This window comes from Streptomyces sp. NPDC036984 (genome assembly GCF_055607665.1).
In genome coordinates, this window is sequence record NZ_JBVJRL010000003.1 from 313,955 (window position 1) to 329,678 (window position 15,724).

The 15,724-nt window shown below is 69.0% G+C and carries 12 protein-coding genes and 1 pseudogene; 4 read left to right on the plus strand and 9 right to left on the minus strand.

The window, feature by feature from the left end; translation table 11 throughout:
• Positions 1-241: 241 nt before the first annotated feature.
• The gene (locus tag ACZ7DL_RS08140; protein ID WP_470772375.1) at positions 242-1,771 is read right to left on the minus strand and encodes a helix-turn-helix domain-containing protein; all 1,530 of its coding nucleotides are present in this window, start codon (positions 1,769-1,771) and stop codon (positions 242-244) included.
• 207 nt (positions 1,772-1,978) lie between these two features.
• On the opposite strand from ACZ7DL_RS08140, the gene ACZ7DL_RS08145 reads away from it, so the two are divergent.
• Complete coding sequence (locus ACZ7DL_RS08145) at positions 1,979-2,716, plus strand: hypothetical protein (protein WP_470772377.1); 738 nt, start codon at positions 1,979-1,981, stop codon at positions 2,714-2,716.
• Between the two features lie 198 nt (positions 2,717-2,914).
• Here ACZ7DL_RS08145 and ACZ7DL_RS08150 read toward each other — a convergent pair whose 3' ends face one another.
• The 7 genes and pseudogenes from ACZ7DL_RS08150 to ACZ7DL_RS08180 form a co-directional block, all read right to left on the minus strand.
• On the minus strand, positions 2,915-4,150 hold the full coding sequence (locus ACZ7DL_RS08150) for an MFS transporter (RefSeq protein ID WP_470772379.1): 1,236 nt from the start codon (positions 4,148-4,150) through the stop codon (positions 2,915-2,917).
• 133 nt (positions 4,151-4,283) lie between these two features.
• Positions 4,284-5,135, minus strand: a complete 852-nt coding sequence (locus ACZ7DL_RS08155; RefSeq protein ID WP_470772381.1) for a hypothetical protein — start codon at positions 5,133-5,135, stop codon at positions 4,284-4,286.
• Positions 5,136-5,266: 131 nt separating this feature from the next.
• Positions 5,267-5,854, minus strand: coding sequence for a TniQ family protein (locus ACZ7DL_RS08160; RefSeq protein WP_470772383.1), 588 nt, complete (start codon positions 5,852-5,854; stop codon positions 5,267-5,269).
• Positions 5,851-6,899 (minus strand): annotated as a pseudogene (locus tag ACZ7DL_RS08165) (TniB family NTP-binding protein). The gene ACZ7DL_RS08160 and the pseudogene ACZ7DL_RS08165 overlap by 4 nt, the downstream one beginning before the upstream one ends.
• 244 nt (positions 6,900-7,143) lie before the next feature.
• A complete protein-coding gene (locus tag ACZ7DL_RS08170; RefSeq protein ID WP_470772385.1) occupies positions 7,144-7,986 on the minus strand; it encodes a Mu transposase C-terminal domain-containing protein in 843 nt (280 codons plus the stop codon).
• Positions 7,987-7,995: 9 nt separating this feature from the next.
• The gene (locus tag ACZ7DL_RS08175; protein WP_470772387.1) at positions 7,996-8,988 is read right to left on the minus strand and encodes a helix-turn-helix domain-containing protein; all 993 of its coding nucleotides are present in this window, start codon (positions 8,986-8,988) and stop codon (positions 7,996-7,998) included.
• Positions 8,954-9,724: a TnsA-like heteromeric transposase endonuclease subunit gene (locus ACZ7DL_RS08180; protein ID WP_470772388.1), complete on the minus strand. Its 771-nt coding sequence runs from the start codon at positions 9,722-9,724 to the stop codon at positions 8,954-8,956. The genes ACZ7DL_RS08175 and ACZ7DL_RS08180 overlap by 35 nt, the downstream gene beginning before the upstream one ends.
• Before the next feature lie 340 nt (positions 9,725-10,064).
• On the opposite strand from ACZ7DL_RS08180, the gene acnA reads away from it, so the two are divergent.
• The 3 genes from acnA (at position 10,065) to ACZ7DL_RS08195 (ending at position 14,989) form a co-directional block, all read left to right on the plus strand.
• A complete protein-coding gene (acnA, locus tag ACZ7DL_RS08185; protein ID WP_470772389.1) occupies positions 10,065-12,782 on the plus strand; it encodes an aconitate hydratase AcnA in 2,718 nt (905 codons plus the stop codon).
• A gap of 259 nt (positions 12,783-13,041) precedes the next feature.
• Positions 13,042-14,520: an ATP-binding protein gene (locus tag ACZ7DL_RS08190; RefSeq protein ID WP_470772391.1), complete on the plus strand. Its 1,479-nt coding sequence runs from the start codon at positions 13,042-13,044 to the stop codon at positions 14,518-14,520.
• Between the two features lie 274 nt (positions 14,521-14,794).
• Positions 14,795-14,989: a DUF397 domain-containing protein gene (locus ACZ7DL_RS08195; RefSeq protein ID WP_470772393.1), complete on the plus strand. Its 195-nt coding sequence runs from the start codon at positions 14,795-14,797 to the stop codon at positions 14,987-14,989.
• A gap of 267 nt (positions 14,990-15,256) precedes the next feature.
• Here ACZ7DL_RS08195 and ACZ7DL_RS08200 read toward each other — a convergent pair whose 3' ends face one another.
• Positions 15,257-15,622 (minus strand): hypothetical protein, encoded by a 366-nt coding sequence (locus tag ACZ7DL_RS08200; protein WP_470772394.1) that lies wholly within the window; start codon positions 15,620-15,622, stop codon positions 15,257-15,259.
• Between the last annotated feature and the right edge of the window lie 102 nt (positions 15,623-15,724).

Here is a 15,724-nt window from a genome sequence, read left to right on the forward strand (position 1 = left end):
GACGCTCTGGTCTCCCGCAGACGGGACAGCGAGCCGAGAAATGGCCTCTGACATGGCCTTTTCCGAGACCCGCTCAAGCCGACATCTTTCCTATGACAGATCACGTGAAGTGACATTCACTCGACAACCGTCACGCCCGGCCAGAAGTCCCAGAAAAGTCCCAGAGGTGCCTACGAATCCCCTCCCGCCTGGTAATTCGTGCCGGTCAGGAGGGGATTGAGGGGATTTTTTCTTGGAGTCCTCAGATGTCCCGGAAGATCTCGATCTGCGCCCCGATCGAGTTCAGGCGCTCGGCGAGGTCCTCGTAACCGCGGTTGATGACGTACACGTTGCGCAGCACCGACGTGCCCTCGGCCGCCATCATCGCCAGCAGGACGACCACCGCGGGCCGCAGGGCCGGCGGGCACATCATCTCGGCGGCGCGCCAGCGGGTCGGGCCCTCGACCAGTACCCGGTGCGGGTCCAGGAGCTGGAGCCGGCCGCCGAGGCGGTTGAGGTCGGTCAGGTAGATCGCCCGGTTGTCGTAGACCCAGTCGTGGATGAGGGTCTGGCCCGAGGCGACCGCCGCGATCGCCGCGAAGAACGGGACGTTGTCGATGTTCAGGCCGGGGAACGGCATCGGGTGGATCTTGTCGATCGGTGCCTCCAGCTTGGAGGGCCGGACCGTCAGGTCCACCAGCCGGGTACGGCCGTTGTCCGCGAAGTACTCGGGGCTGCGGTCGTGGTCGAGGCCCATCTCCTCCAGGACCGCCAGCTCGATCTCCAGGAACTCGATCGGCACCCGGCGCACCGTCAGCTCCGACTCGGTGACCACCGCGGCGGCCACCAGGCTCATCGCCTCGACCGGGTCCTCGGAGGGGGAGTAGTCGACGTCGACGTCGATGTTCGGCACGCCGTGCACGGTGAGCGTGGTGGTGCCGATGCCCTCCACCTTGACGCCCAGCGCCTCCAGGAAGAAGCACAGGTCCTGGACCATGTAGTTGGAGGAGGCGTTGCGGATGACCGTGACGCCGTCGTGCCGGGCGGCGGCCAGCAGCGCGTTCTCGGTCACCGTGTCGCCGCGCTCGGTCAGGACGATGGGCCGGTCGGGACGGACCGAGCGGTCGACCTGCGCGTGGTACTGGCCCTCGGTGGCCGCGATGTCCAGGCCGAACCGGCGCAGCGCGATCATGTGCGGCTCGATGGTCCGCGTGCCCAGGTCGCAGCCGCCGGCGTACGGCAGCTTGAAGTGGTCCATGCGGTGCAGCAGCGGGCCGAGGAACATGATGATGGAGCGGGTGCGGACGGCGGCCTCCGCGTCGATCGCCGCCATCTCCAGCTCGGCGGGCGGGACGAGCTCCAGGTCGACGCCGTCGTTGATCCAGCGGGTGCGCACGCCGATGGAGTTGAGCACCTCCAGCAGGCGGTACACCTCCTCGATCCGCGCCACCCGGCGCAGCACCGTGCGCCCCTTGTTCAGCAGCGAGGCGCACAGCAGGGCCACGCACGCGTTCTTGCTGGTCTTCACGTCGATGGCGCCGGACAGGCGGCGGCCGCCGACCACGCGCAGATGCATCGGACCCGCGTAGCCCAGCGACACGATCTCGCTGTCCAGGGCTTCACCGATTCGGGCGATCATCTCAAGGCTGATGTTCTGGTTGCCGCGCTCGATGCGGTTGACCGCGCTCTGACTGGTGCCGAGCGCCTCCGCGAGCTGCGCCTGTGTCCAGCCCCGGTGTTGCCGGGCGTCACGGATGAGCTTGCCGATGCGTACGAGGTAGTCGTCTGACATGAGGTTGAGGCTATCTCAGATATGAGATGGCGCCCGTCAGGGGGTCCGTTCGAGTGGTGTCGGTGACGGTCCGTCAGTGGCGCCTGGCGTAACGGTATGACGATGCCCGGAAAGATCCGGGCAAATCAGCTGATGTCCTGTGACGCCCGGTCGTCCAGGCAACCCCGGCCCGTGTGTGTCCCTCTCAGTCCCCGAAGGGGGATACACGTGAACACCAAGATGTATCGGTATGTCGCCGCCGCGTTGCTCGCCGGCTGCTGCTCGCTAGTCGCCTGCGGTACGCAGCACGCGGGCGCGGACGCGGGCCGGGGCGGCCCATCGGTGCCGCGCTCGTCCGCGGCCGACGCGGAGTGCGCCGTCAGGGAGGTCCCGGACACCACGGACGACGACGGAGAACTCCCGGACACCACGTCCGACGACCAGGAGCTCCCGGACGCGACCAGTGACGACCAGGAGTTTCCGGACACCACGAGCGATGACCAGGAGCTTCCGGACACCACGTCCGACGACCAGGAGCTCCCGGACGCGACCAGTGACGACCAGGAGTTTCCGGACACCACGAGCGATGACCAGGAGCTCCCCGACACCACCAGCGACGACCAGGGTCCCCCCGTGGACGACACCACGGAGGACGACGCGGGCGTGCCGGACGTCGGTCCGCACCGCTGGTTCTCGATGACCCGCGACTTCCGTGCGTATCTGAAGGCGAGCGCCCGGGAGGGCGACGCCGCCATCGCCGCCCATGTGGAACGGGTCTGTCTCCGGATGCCCGAGGGCGACGGCCGCATGGTGGCCAGTGTGTGGGTCGACTACGGCGTGTGGGAGGACGACGAGCTGGACCGCGCCGCCCGGGCGTTCGCCCACTGGCGGAAGGCCGTGTACGGCGATCACGGCCATGTGTCCGTCCTGGCGCCCGCCAAGATGGACTCCGATCTGGACTGGTAGCCGCCGCCGGGCCGGCCCGGAGTGCGCGCCGGGCCGGTGTCCTGTCTCAGTTGATCTGAGGCATCACACCCGGCTTGGCCAGAGGTGCATCAGATTGATTGAGACGTCGGTGTCGGAGTCGTCTCAATCAATCTGAGGCAACGGTGAGAGATCGGGTTGAGCAAGATCGATGGCGCCGTGAGGCGGTGGGTGCGTGATTCAGGCCGCGGAGGCATTTTCGGCGGCTTGGAAGTGGGCCTGCTGCGCGTTCTGGAGACTTTGCGCCCAGCGGACCGCGAGTGGTGCTGCCAGGCCCGTCAGCGCGAACATGGCTCCCACGACATACCACCCAGGCCGCCCCCAGGTGATGCAGAGCCAGATGAGCAGTCCGGGCCCGACGGCCTCCGCCAGCCCGGCGCCGAGACCGAACACGCCCAGGTACTGACCGGTGGCGTGCGGCGGAGCGAGGGCGAAGGACACCTCGAATCCGGCGGCGGAGTGCCATAGCTCGCCGACTGTGTGGATCACCACTGCGCCGATGAGCAGCGTTGCGGCAGCCCACGCCGGTATCCCTCCCGACATCGAGATCATCAAGCACGCGATGAGGAAGGCGATTCCTGCTCGGCGGTAGGCGTTTCCACCGGCTGTGGGGGAATCGATGTTGCGGCTGGCCCTAACTTGGAACGCGACGACGATGACCGTTCCGGTGAGCATGGTGCCCGAGATGAGCCAGTGCGGGGCGGTGGTGGCGCCGACGATCCAGAGCGGGATGGCGACGGTGAGCACCTTGAACTGGATGGCCATGATGCCGTCGAGGGTGGTGAGTAGTAGGTAGGGGCGGTCTTGCAGGGCGATCCAGCGAGGGCCGTCGGTGCTGGGGAGGGGCTTGACCGACGGGAGGGAGACCAGGAGTGTCGCGGAGACGACGAAGGCGATCGCATTGCCGATGACCATGAGCTGGTAGGCGGTGAGGGTGCCCACTTGCACTACCCATCCTGCTCCCACGGCGCCGAGGGAGATGCCGAGGTTGGTGACCGCGCGGAGATAGGCGCGGAACTCCTGCGGCCGATCTCCGCCGTAGTGCCTGATGAGCGGAGAGCGGGCGGCTATCCCGGCTGCCTTCGCCCCGGCGGCTGCGCAGACCACGAGGACGAACGGCCAGAAGCTGTCCGCCAACACGAAGCCGGCCGTGGCCAGAGCCTGGACAATCAGGGTGGCCGCATAGACGCCGCGGGCTCCATGCCTGTCCGCGAGGTGGCCAACGGCGATCCCCAAGGCCAGCGAGATGAATCCCGCGATCCCGAGTCCGAGGCCCACCTGGCCGGCAGGCAAGTGGGCAGCCTGGGTGAAGTAGAGGACGCCTGCCGTCAGATAGAGGCCGCTGCCGATGGTGTAGACGAAGTTCGACGCGGCTAAGACGCGTTGCGGTCCGGTATCCGGCAGCAGTTGGGGCACGACTGGCTCCGCATCCAGGTCGGTTGGTAAGGACCTGAATAGCTTGTTGCATGTTACTTGCAATAGCAAGAGGATTGCGGTTCTGTCCGCCTGCCTGGTCGGCGCTCAGCCGACCACAGTGCGTACTCCCACGTCAGTAGCGGGGGAAGGTCAAGGGGCAGGTGCGGAAGTCTTTTGTCGGCTGCTTGGTGGCCCTGCGGGTTGTCTCGTTGCGCAGGATCAGCGAGAGCGTGTCCCATCCGGCGTGATGAAGGGCGAATTTGTAGTGGGTGAGGCGATCGCGGACCCACTTGATGAGGGGGTCGTCGATGTCATCCGGTTCGTAGCCGACGACGATGCCGCGGGCGCTGACTTCGCGGATGAACGGGGCAAGGCCGCCGTCCCGCAAAGCGGTTCGCTCCCAGTGGTCGGAGGCGAGCAGGCCGCAGAGCGCGACGATTTCGGGGTGGAAGCCAGCCGCGAGGGCCAGTCCGTGGGCCACGGATTTCCCGGAGGGGTAGGTCAGGGCTGTCAGGCGCCGGACGATGGCTTCCTCCGGGCCGAACTCGTAGCGCTCCTTCCAGGCGAGGAAGATCTTCTTCGCGTCGTGGAAGGCGAGGTTGACCCAGCGCCGCCCGTGGCGCGCGATGAGGTTGCGGTGCTGCCGATGGGCCAGAACGGTAGTGGGCAGTGGGGAGATGTCGACCTGCTCATCCGGGTTCTGACAGCCGTCACCGATCCAGAGCCAGTGGCGGAGACAGACATTGCGGTCGTGGGTCATCCAGCAGATGACCGGCTCGGCGATGCCCGCCCGGAGGGTGCAGAGACGGCAGGCGGGACGCTGGGGTGTGCGGTCGTTGACCAGAGGCCGGTCGATGAGGCCAGGGGTGTCGGTGTTCTTCACCGTGATGAACTCAGGCAGGGCCAGGGTCAGTTGGTGCTCGGTGTAGCCGGAAACAGTGGCGAGCGGTTCTCGCAGCACCGTGACGGGGGTCTTCTTCAGCATGCGGACATTGAGAAGCGCTCGGAGTTCTTCGGTGTCCACGTGGTTGGCTGCGGCGATCCGGGCCAGGAACGAGTCGACTGTTTCGTCCCGAAAGAGGGGAGCGAGTCTGGGAAGCCGACGAGTAGGAGGCATCAACTGTCCCGCGTCCGCAGATAGACGATGATCGTGGACAGGCTCACAGACGTGTCGTACTCGTTCATCAACCGCGTCCAGATCTCCCGGGCCCGGCAACCGCGTGCCGCCATGGCGTCGATCGTCGGTTGCAGCGATGACAGTGCCGAAGGCCCGCGACGGCCGGCGGAGCGCGTCGGCGGAAGATCGAGTGTGAGGGCATGCCGGAGAGTGCGTCGGCTGATGCCGTGTCGGCGGGCCAGCACCGGCAGCGGCAGGGGGCGGAGTGCGGCATCGTCTCGGGCGGCCCGGAGCTGGTCGGCGAGGACGCCGGGCCAGGCGGCGCGGGTGGGCGCGGGCTTGCGGCGCCGGCGCGGGGAACTCGCATCTGCCAGAGCGGGCTGCAGTGCGTCGCTGCTGTGGCCGGTCAGGGCGGCGAGACGTGTCAGATGAGGCTTGCCGAACCAGTTCGGCGGCCCGCAGAGGAACCCATGGAGGTAGCTGGGCCTGAGATGGTTGGCGCGGGCCAGCCGCCGGATGTACGAATCAGTACTCTCGCCCAGGTGCGGCCGCACTCTCATCGGCAGTCGGGCCAGTTCCGCGGTCATGGCTGCTTCGCCTTGGCGAGCTTCGCGCGGCGGTCGGACTCAGCGGCGAAGTCCAGCGGGACGGCTTCGATCCCCGCTTTGGTGATCTTCTCGGTGTTGGTGAGGATCGCGTCGATGGCCGCGCCGCGGACGGCGTGGGACAGGGCGCCGATCATTCCGCCCGTGTGCGTATGCAGCCAGCCGTCGAGCCGACGCAGACTACCCGGCTGGTGGCGACGCAGCCGGAGGGTGTCCTCCAAGGTGGCGACCAGACGGCTCCACTCCGGTCCCGGCGGGAAGGGCGCGGTCCGGATCAAGGTGAATCGTCCCGCGATCTGCGCGCCGCGGGTGCCTTCCAGCAGGCCCTTGCTGTCCAGGTCGAGCCCGGCATAGACGAACGTGGCCGGGATGCGTTCGGAGAAGTACTTGAGCGTGTCGGAGACTTCGGCGCCGTTGCGGGTGGTCAACGAGATGTTGTGCACCTCGTCGACCAGGACCAGGCTGCAGCGGGCGTCGATGAGCACGCCGACCACGGCCTCGATGATGTCCGTCATGTTCAGCCGGGCACGGACCGGCAGGCCGAGAAAACGGGCGAACTCAGCCGCGATCATCCGGGCGTCGCGGCAGGCGGCACGGTCACGTAGATCGCCGGAATGCGGTCGACCACGCCGGGGTGCCGTGCCCGGTCGGCGAGCTCGTGCGAAAGACCGAGCTGAGTGATGGCGATGGATTTGCCGGTGCCGGCCGGGCCGGACACGAGCAGGCCCCGGCGGGCGCCCCGCTCGTGGCGGTTCATCAGCACCTGGCGACGTCCACAGGTCACGATGTGCCGGATCGCCGGCGTGGCCACCACGAGCGTGCGTGCGTGGTAGTCGATGCGATCCTCGTCGTTCAGCACCTGCGCGCTCTTCGACAGCGCCTGGTGTTCCTGCTCGGTCAGCAGCGGGGGCGGCGGCGGAGTGTCGGTGACGAAGTCCCGCCATCCTTCCAAGGTGGTCAGCTGCAGCTGTGTTTCGGCGTCCCGCTCAGCGAGAGAGCGTGACGTGGACTGATCGCTGGTCGTCATGAACGCCTCCAGGGATCCTCGCGCGGATCGAACAGGCCAAGAGGGATCACATCCGCCGTCTTCTCCTCCGCTTCCGGCTCGGCCGGTGTGGCCCGCTCAGTGCGCGGTGGGATCGCGGGTCGGGGATAGGCGGGCTCGGCTGTGGCGCGGGTGCGGGCGGCAACCCTGCGGTTGCGCCGACGGGCTCCCTTGCCCTGCCTGGGCCTCTCCTGCGCCGGAGATTCGGGCCCGGCGGCCATGACGTTCAGCAGATCCGCCGCAGCCTGGCTGATCGCCGTCTCGTTGTCGCGGCCAGGGCCACGTTCGGCGACGATCCTGCGGGCGTGGTCCCAGGCCAGCTCTCCCATGGGAACCGGCGCCGTGCGCAGATGCCGCCAGAACACAGTGATCCATTCGCGGGTCTCGGGGTGGCGCACCCAGACACGGGAGATGTCGTAGGGATCGTGGTGGACATCCCAACGATGTCCACCACGGCCGCTGCCCATGTGCCCCCGCGCAGATCAGCCAGTTCCGGGCCGTCATAGATCCGGTGATTGATCCTGAAGCCGTAGGAGTTGAGGGTCCGCTCCTGGCGAGGGAGCAGCCCGACGTACTCGTCCGGCGACAGTGTGATGGGGACATGGCCGGCCGTGGTGACCAGCACGGCGTACTTCTCGTTCGGGCTCAGTGGCCGACCTGGCATCAAGGGATCACGTAGTCCGTCATGCGGCCGGTTCTGCCACCGGGCCACGGTCCACTCCTCCAGGAGCGCCTGCAACTGGTGGATCGACCAGACCGCTTCCTCCTCCGGCGCCCTGCCGCGATGCTCGGTGCTGCGGCCCGTATGGCCCGGCAGGAACTGGACGAACATCGACGCCACCGACTGGAGCGTCCGCTCGACATGCGGCTTGTCCGTCGGAGTGTCCGGATGCGCAGGCTGCAGAGAAATCTCCAGTGTGTGACAGGCCCGGCGGAACGTCTCGGACACGAACACTTTGCCGCGATCGCACACGATCGTCTCGGGTGTGATCACCGGCACCCCCGCGGCCTGGGCCAGCCGCGCGTCGAGATCCAGCAGCGAGACGTGGGGCAGCACCGACCGGGTCATGCGCAGTGCCTACGGCCAGCCGGGCCGCATCGGCTCGGGCGTCATGGCCCGGGCCAGCAGTAGTGCGGCGTCCACCGCCTTCGTCGTTGGGCGCAGCACCGCGGCCGCCAGCGTCCGCGTCGCCAGATCCACCAGGCCGGTCAGTTCGCAGGAATCCGTCGTGCCGTCGTCGTGGACCACGAGAACGTCCAACGGCGTCGAGTCGATCTCCATGACCTCGCCAGGCCGAACCGCCGTCAGCATCCCGAACATGCCCTCCGGACGCTTGGCCAGCGATCGGCGAGTGCGGGCCGAGCCCAAAGTGTGACGGCCTGCGCTGACCGCGGACAGCAGCCGGTAGAACGTCGCCCGTGAGGGCAGCGACACCGCGTCCCGACCGTGATCGGCCTCCAGAGCGCGTTCCATCCGGTGCCGCAAGACCTCGCCGGAGACCGTCGACCGCTCGGGCTGAGCAGCCACCACCTGCTCCAGCGCGGCCACCACCCGGGGATCCACCCGGCCCGTCGGCCGACAGACCGCCCGTGAGCGCCGGTCAACCAGCCCGGCAATGCCCTCGGACTCGAACCGGGCCCGGAAGCGCTGGAGCCGGGACAGAGATACCGGCGTTCCGCACTCCCGCAGCTCGGCAAGCTTGGCGAGCTCCCGCTGCCTCAGAGAGCGAGTCGCCGGGTCGTACTTCTCGCGGACCGGGCCCCCAGGATCATCCAGCGGCCGGCCGGTCAGCACCTCCACCAGATGCCGCTGCCACCACTCCGCCCGCTCCACTGCCTCCTGAGGCAGCCCGTCCAATACTCCCGAGGCCGCCACCGGCGGTCGGGCGGGAACAGCACTGAGGACCTCGAAGTCCTCCGACCCCACCAGATGCGTCAGCAGCACCACGGCGGCTTCCTGGTCGTCGTCGACCAGCCGCACCCGCGGCCCGGACAAGGCCACCACAGTCTGCTCCCGGCCAGCGAACCGGACCCGGTCACCCACCGACAGCAGCCGCGGACGCATCACCATCCCCGCTCCCTTCCCGCGCCACCCGGCCCGGCGTCACCCATGCGGACGCCGACAACGGCGACGACTCCAGGTCGACCGCCAGCTGCCTGCACCACAGCAAGTGGTAGACCACCGGAAGCACGTGAACCGGATCACCGCAGGCCCGAACCCCGGCCAGCAAGCCGGCTCCACCCACGAACACCTTCCGCAGAGCCGCCGCGGTGTCCTCCCGCATCACCCGCGCATGCCGGAACCCCGCCAGCCAACGCAGATTCGCCGCGAACACGGGATCCAACTCGCCGACCCGCTCGTACCCCCAGCCGACCAGAGTGCACGCAGCCCGGGTTCCGGCGAACTTCACCGTGTAGCGGTCGCCGATCCGGTCGTCCGGCCTGACATCTACCACCAGACCCGTTCCATCGGTCCGCCGCGCGAAGAAGTCCGGTGTGTGCGTCAGCGGACCCAACTCGCTGTCCCGCCAGGACAACCCGAACGGCTGGGCAGCCACGGCCAGTACCTCGGAATCGAAATCGAGCCGCATGAGGTGATCACGCTCCAGCCAGGACTCATACGGAACATGCCCTTCAGCCGTCGCCGACCAGTACCAGCCCGTGAAGTTCCGCTGCCCGCGATACGACGGAAAGGACCGCGACGGCATCCCGGACTCGAACCGCACCGGCCACATCGCAGACAGCGGCCCCTCACGCCGGACACCATCCGGCCCGACCAGCCGCACCCAGAAGTCCGCTGCATCCATCCAAGCCCCCACGACCAAGCACCGACGCGGTACAGCGACCGTAGGGAAGGCGCGGCAGCGGTGCCTCAGGAAGAGTGCCCGAGTAAGACTGAGACGCGGCCACCGATGCCACAGAAAGACCGAGACTGCCCCAGCTCCGCTGAGACAGGACAGCCGGGTCGGGCATGACCAGCCGCCACCCATGTACTAGAGTTATCTCGACATCGAGATATCTGCCGAGGCGCACCGCAGCCGCCACCCAGTAAGGGTTACCTAACTTAGCCTTACCTCAGCGGATTGGCCAAGCCGGCGTGGCGGCACGATTGACGGTGGTACGCGCACATCAATGAAGGAGACTGTCGTGTCGGCGAACAGCTTCGACGCCCGCAGCACGCTGCAGGTGGGCGACGAGTCGTACGAGATCTTCCGGCTGGACAAGGTGGAGGGCTCGGCCCGCCTGCCGTACAGCCTCAAGGTCCTGCTGGAGAACCTGCTCCGCACGGAGGACGGCGCGAACATCACCGCCGACCACATCCGTGCCCTCGGCAGCTGGGACTCCCAGGCCCAGCCCGCCCAGGAGATCCAGTTCACGCCGGCCCGCGTGATCATGCAGGACTTCACCGGCGTTCCCTGTGTCGTGGACCTCGCCACGATGCGTGAGGCCGTGAAGGAACTGGGTGGCGACCCGGCCAAGATCAACCCGCTGGCGCCGGCCGAGCTGGTCATCGACCACTCCGTCATCGCCGACAAGTTCGGCACGAACGAGGCCTTCGCGCAGAACGTCGAGCTGGAGTACGGCCGCAACAAGGAGCGCTACCAGTTCCTGCGCTGGGGCCAGACCGCCTTCGACGAGTTCAAGGTCGTCCCGCCGGGCACCGGCATCGTCCACCAGGTGAACATCGAGCACCTCGCCCGCACCGTCATGGTCCGCAACGGGCAGGCCTACCCCGACACCCTCGTCGGCACCGACTCGCACACCACCATGGTCAACGGCCTCGGCGTCCTCGGCTGGGGCGTCGGCGGCATCGAGGCCGAGGCCGCCATGCTCGGCCAGCCGGTCTCCATGCTCATCCCGCGCGTCGTCGGCTTCAAGCTCACCGGCGAGCTGCCCACCGGCACCACCGCCACCGACCTGGTGCTCACCATCACCGAGATGCTCCGCAAGCACGGTGTGGTCGGCAAGTTCGTGGAGTTCTACGGCGAGGGCGTCTCCGCCACCTCGCTCGCCAACCGCGCCACCATCGGCAACATGTCGCCGGAGTTCGGCTCGACCGCCGCGATCTTCCCGATCGACGACGAGACCATCAAGTACCTGAAGCTCACCGGCCGCTCCGAGCAGCAGCTCGCGCTCGTCGAGGCCTACGCCAAGGAGCAGGGCCTCTGGCTGGACCCGAAGGCCGAGCCGGACTTCTCCGAGAAGCTCGAGCTGGACCTCTCCACGGTCGTCCCGTCCATCGCCGGCCCGAAGCGCCCGCAGGACCGCATCGTCCTCGCCAACGCCGCCGAGCAGTTCAAGCAGGACGTCCGCAACTACGTCGACACCGTGGACGAGGCGGGCCAGGAGTCCTTCCCGGCGTCCGACGCCCCGGCGATCCACCCCAACGGCGCCCCGTCGAACCCGGTCACCGTGACGGCCCCCGACGGCTCGACCTACGAGATCGACCACGGTGCGGTGACGGTCGCGGCCATCACCTCCTGCACCAACACCTCGAACCCGTACGTCATGGTCGCCGCCGCCCTGGTGGCCAAGAAGGCGGTCGAGAAGGGCCTGACCCGCAAGCCGTGGGTCAAGACCACCCTCGCCCCGGGCTCCAAGGTCGTCACGGACTACTTCGACAAGGCGGGCCTGACCCCGTACCTCGACAAGGTCGGCTTCAACCTCGTCGGCTACGGCTGCACGACCTGCATCGGCAACTCCGGCCCGCTGCCGGAGGAGGTCTCCAAGGCCGTCAACGACCACGACCTCGCCGTCACCTCGGTCCTCTCCGGCAACCGGAACTTCGAGGGCCGTATCAACCCCGACGTCAAGATGAACTACCTGGCGTCCCCGCCGCTGGTCGTCGCGTACGCCCTCGCCGGCTCCATGAAGGTGGACATCACCAAGGACGCCCTGGGCACCGACCAGGACGGCAACCCGGTCTACCTGAAGGACATCTGGCCCTCCGAGGCCGAGGTCAACGACGTCGTCGCCAACGCCATCGGCGAGGACATGTTCAACAAGTCCTACCAGGACGTCTTCGCGGGCGACGCCCAGTGGCAGGCGCTGCCGATCCCGACCGGCAACACCTTCGAGTGGGACGCGGAGTCGACGTACGTCCGCAAGCCTCCGTACTTCGAGGGCATGACGATGGAGACCACCCCGGTCTCCGACATCACCGGCGCGCGTGTGCTCGCCAAGCTGGGCGACTCGGTCACCACCGACCACATCTCCCCGGCCGGTGCCATCAAGGCCGACACCCCGGCCGGCAAGTACCTCACCGAGCACGGTGTGGAGCGTCGTGACTTCAACTCCTACGGCTCCCGCCGAGGCAACCACGAGGTCATGATCCGCGGTACGTTCGCCAACATCCGCCTGCGCAACCAGATCGCGCCGGGCACCGAGGGCGGCTACACCCGCGACTTCACGCAGGACGGCGGCCCGGTCTCCTTCATCTACGACGCCTCCCGCAACTACATCGAGCAGGGCATCCCGCTGGTCGTCCTGGCCGGCAAGGAGTACGGCTCCGGCTCGTCCCGCGACTGGGCGGCCAAGGGCACCGCGCTGCTCGGCGTCAAGGCCGTCATCGCCGAGTCGTACGAGCGCATCCACCGCTCGAACCTCATCGGCATGGGCGTCCTGCCGCTGCAGTTCCCGGAGGGTGCCTCCGCCCAGTCCCTCGGCCTGACCGGCGAGGAGACCTTCTCCATCTCCGGCGTCACCGAGCTGAACGAGGGCCGCACGCCGCGCACGGTCAAGGTCACCACCGACACCGGTGTCGAGTTCGACGCGGTCGTCCGCATCGACACCCCCGGTGAGGCCGACTACTACCGCAACGGCGGCATCATGCAGTACGTGCTCCGCAACCTGATCCGCAAGTAAGCGACTGCGGCACGGCCGTCAAGGGCCGCATCCCCGGTGTCGGGGGTGCGGCCCTTCGCCCATTCGCTCGATCCGCAGCGGCCGGCCGCACGCCGCGCGGACCACCCGAAACGACGGTGAACACCAGCAGCAATGCGCCGGCGGCCCACAGCCCGGCCGGTCCGAGCGGCGGTCATCCCGCACACTCAGGCGGAACACAGGGCTCCCCCAGGAGACCGGCACACAATCGCTACATGTCCGGTACCCCTGGGTCCCGCGGATGAGCCCCCGGCCGCGGGTCCGTTCGCTCCACGCCCGCCTGCAGCTCCTCGTCACCGCGGCCCTCGCCGTGGTGTGCGCCGCGCTCGTGCTCACCGCCGTCCTCGCTCAGCGCGCCTTTCTGCTGGGCGCGTTGGACGACCGCGTCACCGACGCCGCCGAGCACGGCGTGGGCGGTGCCGCGCGCCACCCCGAGGCCCCCGCCGGCCTCGCCTTCCTCGAGGAGCGCGGCCACCCGGCCGGGCTGCTCGCCGCCCGGCTGGACGCCCGGGGCCGCATCGTGTCGGCCGCGGTCGTCCCCCGGAACGCCTCACCGCGCCCCCTCACCCCCGCCCAGCGCACCGCTCTCACCGGCATCCGGCCCGACGGCTCGGCGCACACCCGGGCCGTGCCCGGGCTCGGCACCTACCGGCTCACCGCCCTCGACGCGAGCGGCATCCGCGTCCTCACCGGCCTGCCCATGGATGCCGTACAGGCCACCCTCCGCCGACTGGCCGAGACCGAGGCGGTCGTCGGGGCCGCCGGACTCGCGGTCGGCGGCGGAATCTGCGCGGTGGTCGTCCGGCGGCAGTTGAGGCCGCTCGGCCGGATCACCGCCACCGCCGTCGAGGCCACCCGGGTGCCGCCCGGCCACGGCCGGGGCGCCGCGCTGCCCCGGGTCCCGGCATGCGACACCGACCCCCGCAGCGAGGCCGGCCGGGTCGGTGCCGCCCTGAACGGGATGATCGAACAGGTCGAGGCCGTGCTCGGCGAACGCCGGCGCGGCGAGGAGGCCATGCGCCGCTTCGTCGCCGACGCCGGCCACGAACTGCGCACCCCGCTGGCCGCCATCGCCGGGTACGCCGAGCTGATGAACCGCGTCGCGCCCGACCCCGCCTGGCGCCGGGTCTCGGCCGAGTCGGCCCGTATGACCGGCCTGGTCGAGGACCTGCTGCTGCTCGCCCGCCTCGACCGGGGCCGCGCGCTGCACCGCGACCGGGTGGACCTCGCCGCCGTGGTCCACGAGGCGGTACGCGACGCCCGTGCGGCCGGCGCCGACCATGTGTGGCGGCTCCCAGCGCTCCGGCACGGACCGGCGTGGGTGACGGGCGACGCGGCGCGGCTGCGGCAGGCGGTGGCGGCGCTGCTGGCCAACGCACGCGTGCACACCCCGCCCGGTACGACGGTCGTCGTCAGCGTCGACTCCACCGCAGGCCACCACGTCGTCCGCGTCCGGGACAGCGGACCCGGCATCCCGCCCGCGGTCCTGGCCACCGTGTTCGACCCCTTCACCCGTGCCGACCCCTCCCGCACCCGGACGGGCCTCGCCGAGGGCGGCTCGGGACTGGGGCTCGCGGTGGCGGCGGCGATAACCGGCGCACATGAGGGGCGCATCGATGCGCGCAGCGAGCCGGGCCGCACCGAGTTCAGCATCCGGCTGCCCTCCGCCGAGCCCGCCCGCCCCGCCGTGACCGGCGAACGAAGAGCCGTACCGGGGTGAACCTCCGGTCCGTACCGACAGGGCGTCGAGCCCACAGGGCGCCCGAAGTCGTAGGCCACTTCGACCGGTTCGGGTATGGAAGAGAAGGGCCGCCGTCTTCTAGGCTTGTTTTCGGTAGCTGAGAGTAGTCTTCTGGGTGCCGCGGGTGGCGGGCGATCAGGGATCCGTCCCGCTTTTCGGGGTACTCGCCTGCGGCGGTGCACAACCGTCCACTAACATGAACGGGCGCCGCAGTCCAGGCACATCGGGGGAGCAGGAGGGGCTGAGGTGGGGCATGGGGGGGGAACCCTTATGGCGCAGGAGCAGCATGTGTGGCAATGAGAACGAATGCCTGGAGGTCGCCGTGCGAGAGGGCCGGGTCTTCGCGCGCGACTCCAAGCAGCCTCGACACGCGCCCCTGTCCTTCACCGCTGCCGCCTGGACGGAGTTCCTCCGTGCCGTCATCCAAGTGGATTCGCACGGCCCGTGACGTTCTCATCGAGCCATCGGCAACAGGTAGGGGGACTTATGCGTGCCGAGGCACCTCCAGTGCAGCATGCGGGAGGCGGGGCACCGAGGCCGAAGCGGGCCGTGACCGGTGCGGTCGCGCTCTCCCTGGGTGCGGGCGCGGCGGCCACGCTGGCCGCGGCACTCGCCTCGATGCTCGTCGACAACCTGACGGCGAGGCGGATCCTGTGGGTCGTCGTCGCCGTCGCGGTGGCCGTCGGGGCGGGCCTGTGGTGGGCCGAGGGCGGGCCTACGGCGCCCCGACCTGATTCTGATCGCCTTGCGCACCGTTCTGCGCCTGGTTCACCGGAGCAGTAGCGGCGGCCCGGCGTTCTTTGCGCCGCTTGTGCAGCAGTGCGGTCGCCAGCGTGATCAGCGTGGTGCTCACGAAAGTGCCGGCCACGGTGGCTATTCTCGGCCAGGGCAGCTTCAGGTGCCCGACCGCGTGCAGAGACACGAGCGTCCACGCCGCTATCGCCAGGGCCACGAGGAGCACCCCGCCCGCGATCAACGCGAGTTGAACCTTCCACGCATGGCGCGCTTTCTCTATCGCTATCAGATTCCGGGTGTGCTCCGGATTCTGCATGGCCTGAGCCTTGAGCTCCTCATCGGACATTCCGGCTGCCTCAGCGCCGGGTCCATTGCTGAGGGCCAGGCTCTGCAGACCCTGCCATATCGACCTGAAGACCACGTCGGTCCTCCCCCTGGCTCCGCCGCC

Excerpts from the sequence above, each read along its gene's own strand:
- ACZ7DL_RS08140 (WP_470772375.1), bottom strand. The coding sequence starts at position 1,771 with ATGTCAGACGACTACCTCGTACGCATCGGCAAGCTCATCCGTGACGCC.
- ACZ7DL_RS08155 (WP_470772381.1), bottom strand. The coding sequence starts at position 5,135 with ATGCTGAAGAAGACCCCCGTCACGGTGCTGCGAGAACCGCTCGCCACT.
- ACZ7DL_RS08160 (WP_470772383.1), bottom strand. The coding sequence starts at position 5,854 with ATGACCGCGGAACTGGCCCGACTGCCGATGAGAGTGCGGCCGCACCTG.
- ACZ7DL_RS08170 (WP_470772385.1), bottom strand. The coding sequence starts at position 7,986 with ATGACCCGGTCGGTGCTGCCCCACGTCTCGCTGCTGGATCTCGACGCG.
- ACZ7DL_RS08175 (WP_470772387.1), bottom strand. The coding sequence starts at position 8,988 with ATGGTGATGCGTCCGCGGCTGCTGTCGGTGGGTGACCGGGTCCGGTTC.
- ACZ7DL_RS08180 (WP_470772388.1), bottom strand. The coding sequence starts at position 9,724 with ATGGATGCAGCGGACTTCTGGGTGCGGCTGGTCGGGCCGGATGGTGTC.
- ACZ7DL_RS08190 (WP_470772391.1), top strand. The coding sequence starts at position 13,042 with ATGAGCCCCCGGCCGCGGGTCCGTTCGCTCCACGCCCGCCTGCAGCTC.
- ACZ7DL_RS08195 (WP_470772393.1), top strand. The coding sequence starts at position 14,795 with ATGGGGGGGGAACCCTTATGGCGCAGGAGCAGCATGTGTGGCAATGAG.
- ACZ7DL_RS08200 (WP_470772394.1), bottom strand. The coding sequence starts at position 15,622 with ATGTCCGATGAGGAGCTCAAGGCTCAGGCCATGCAGAATCCGGAGCAC.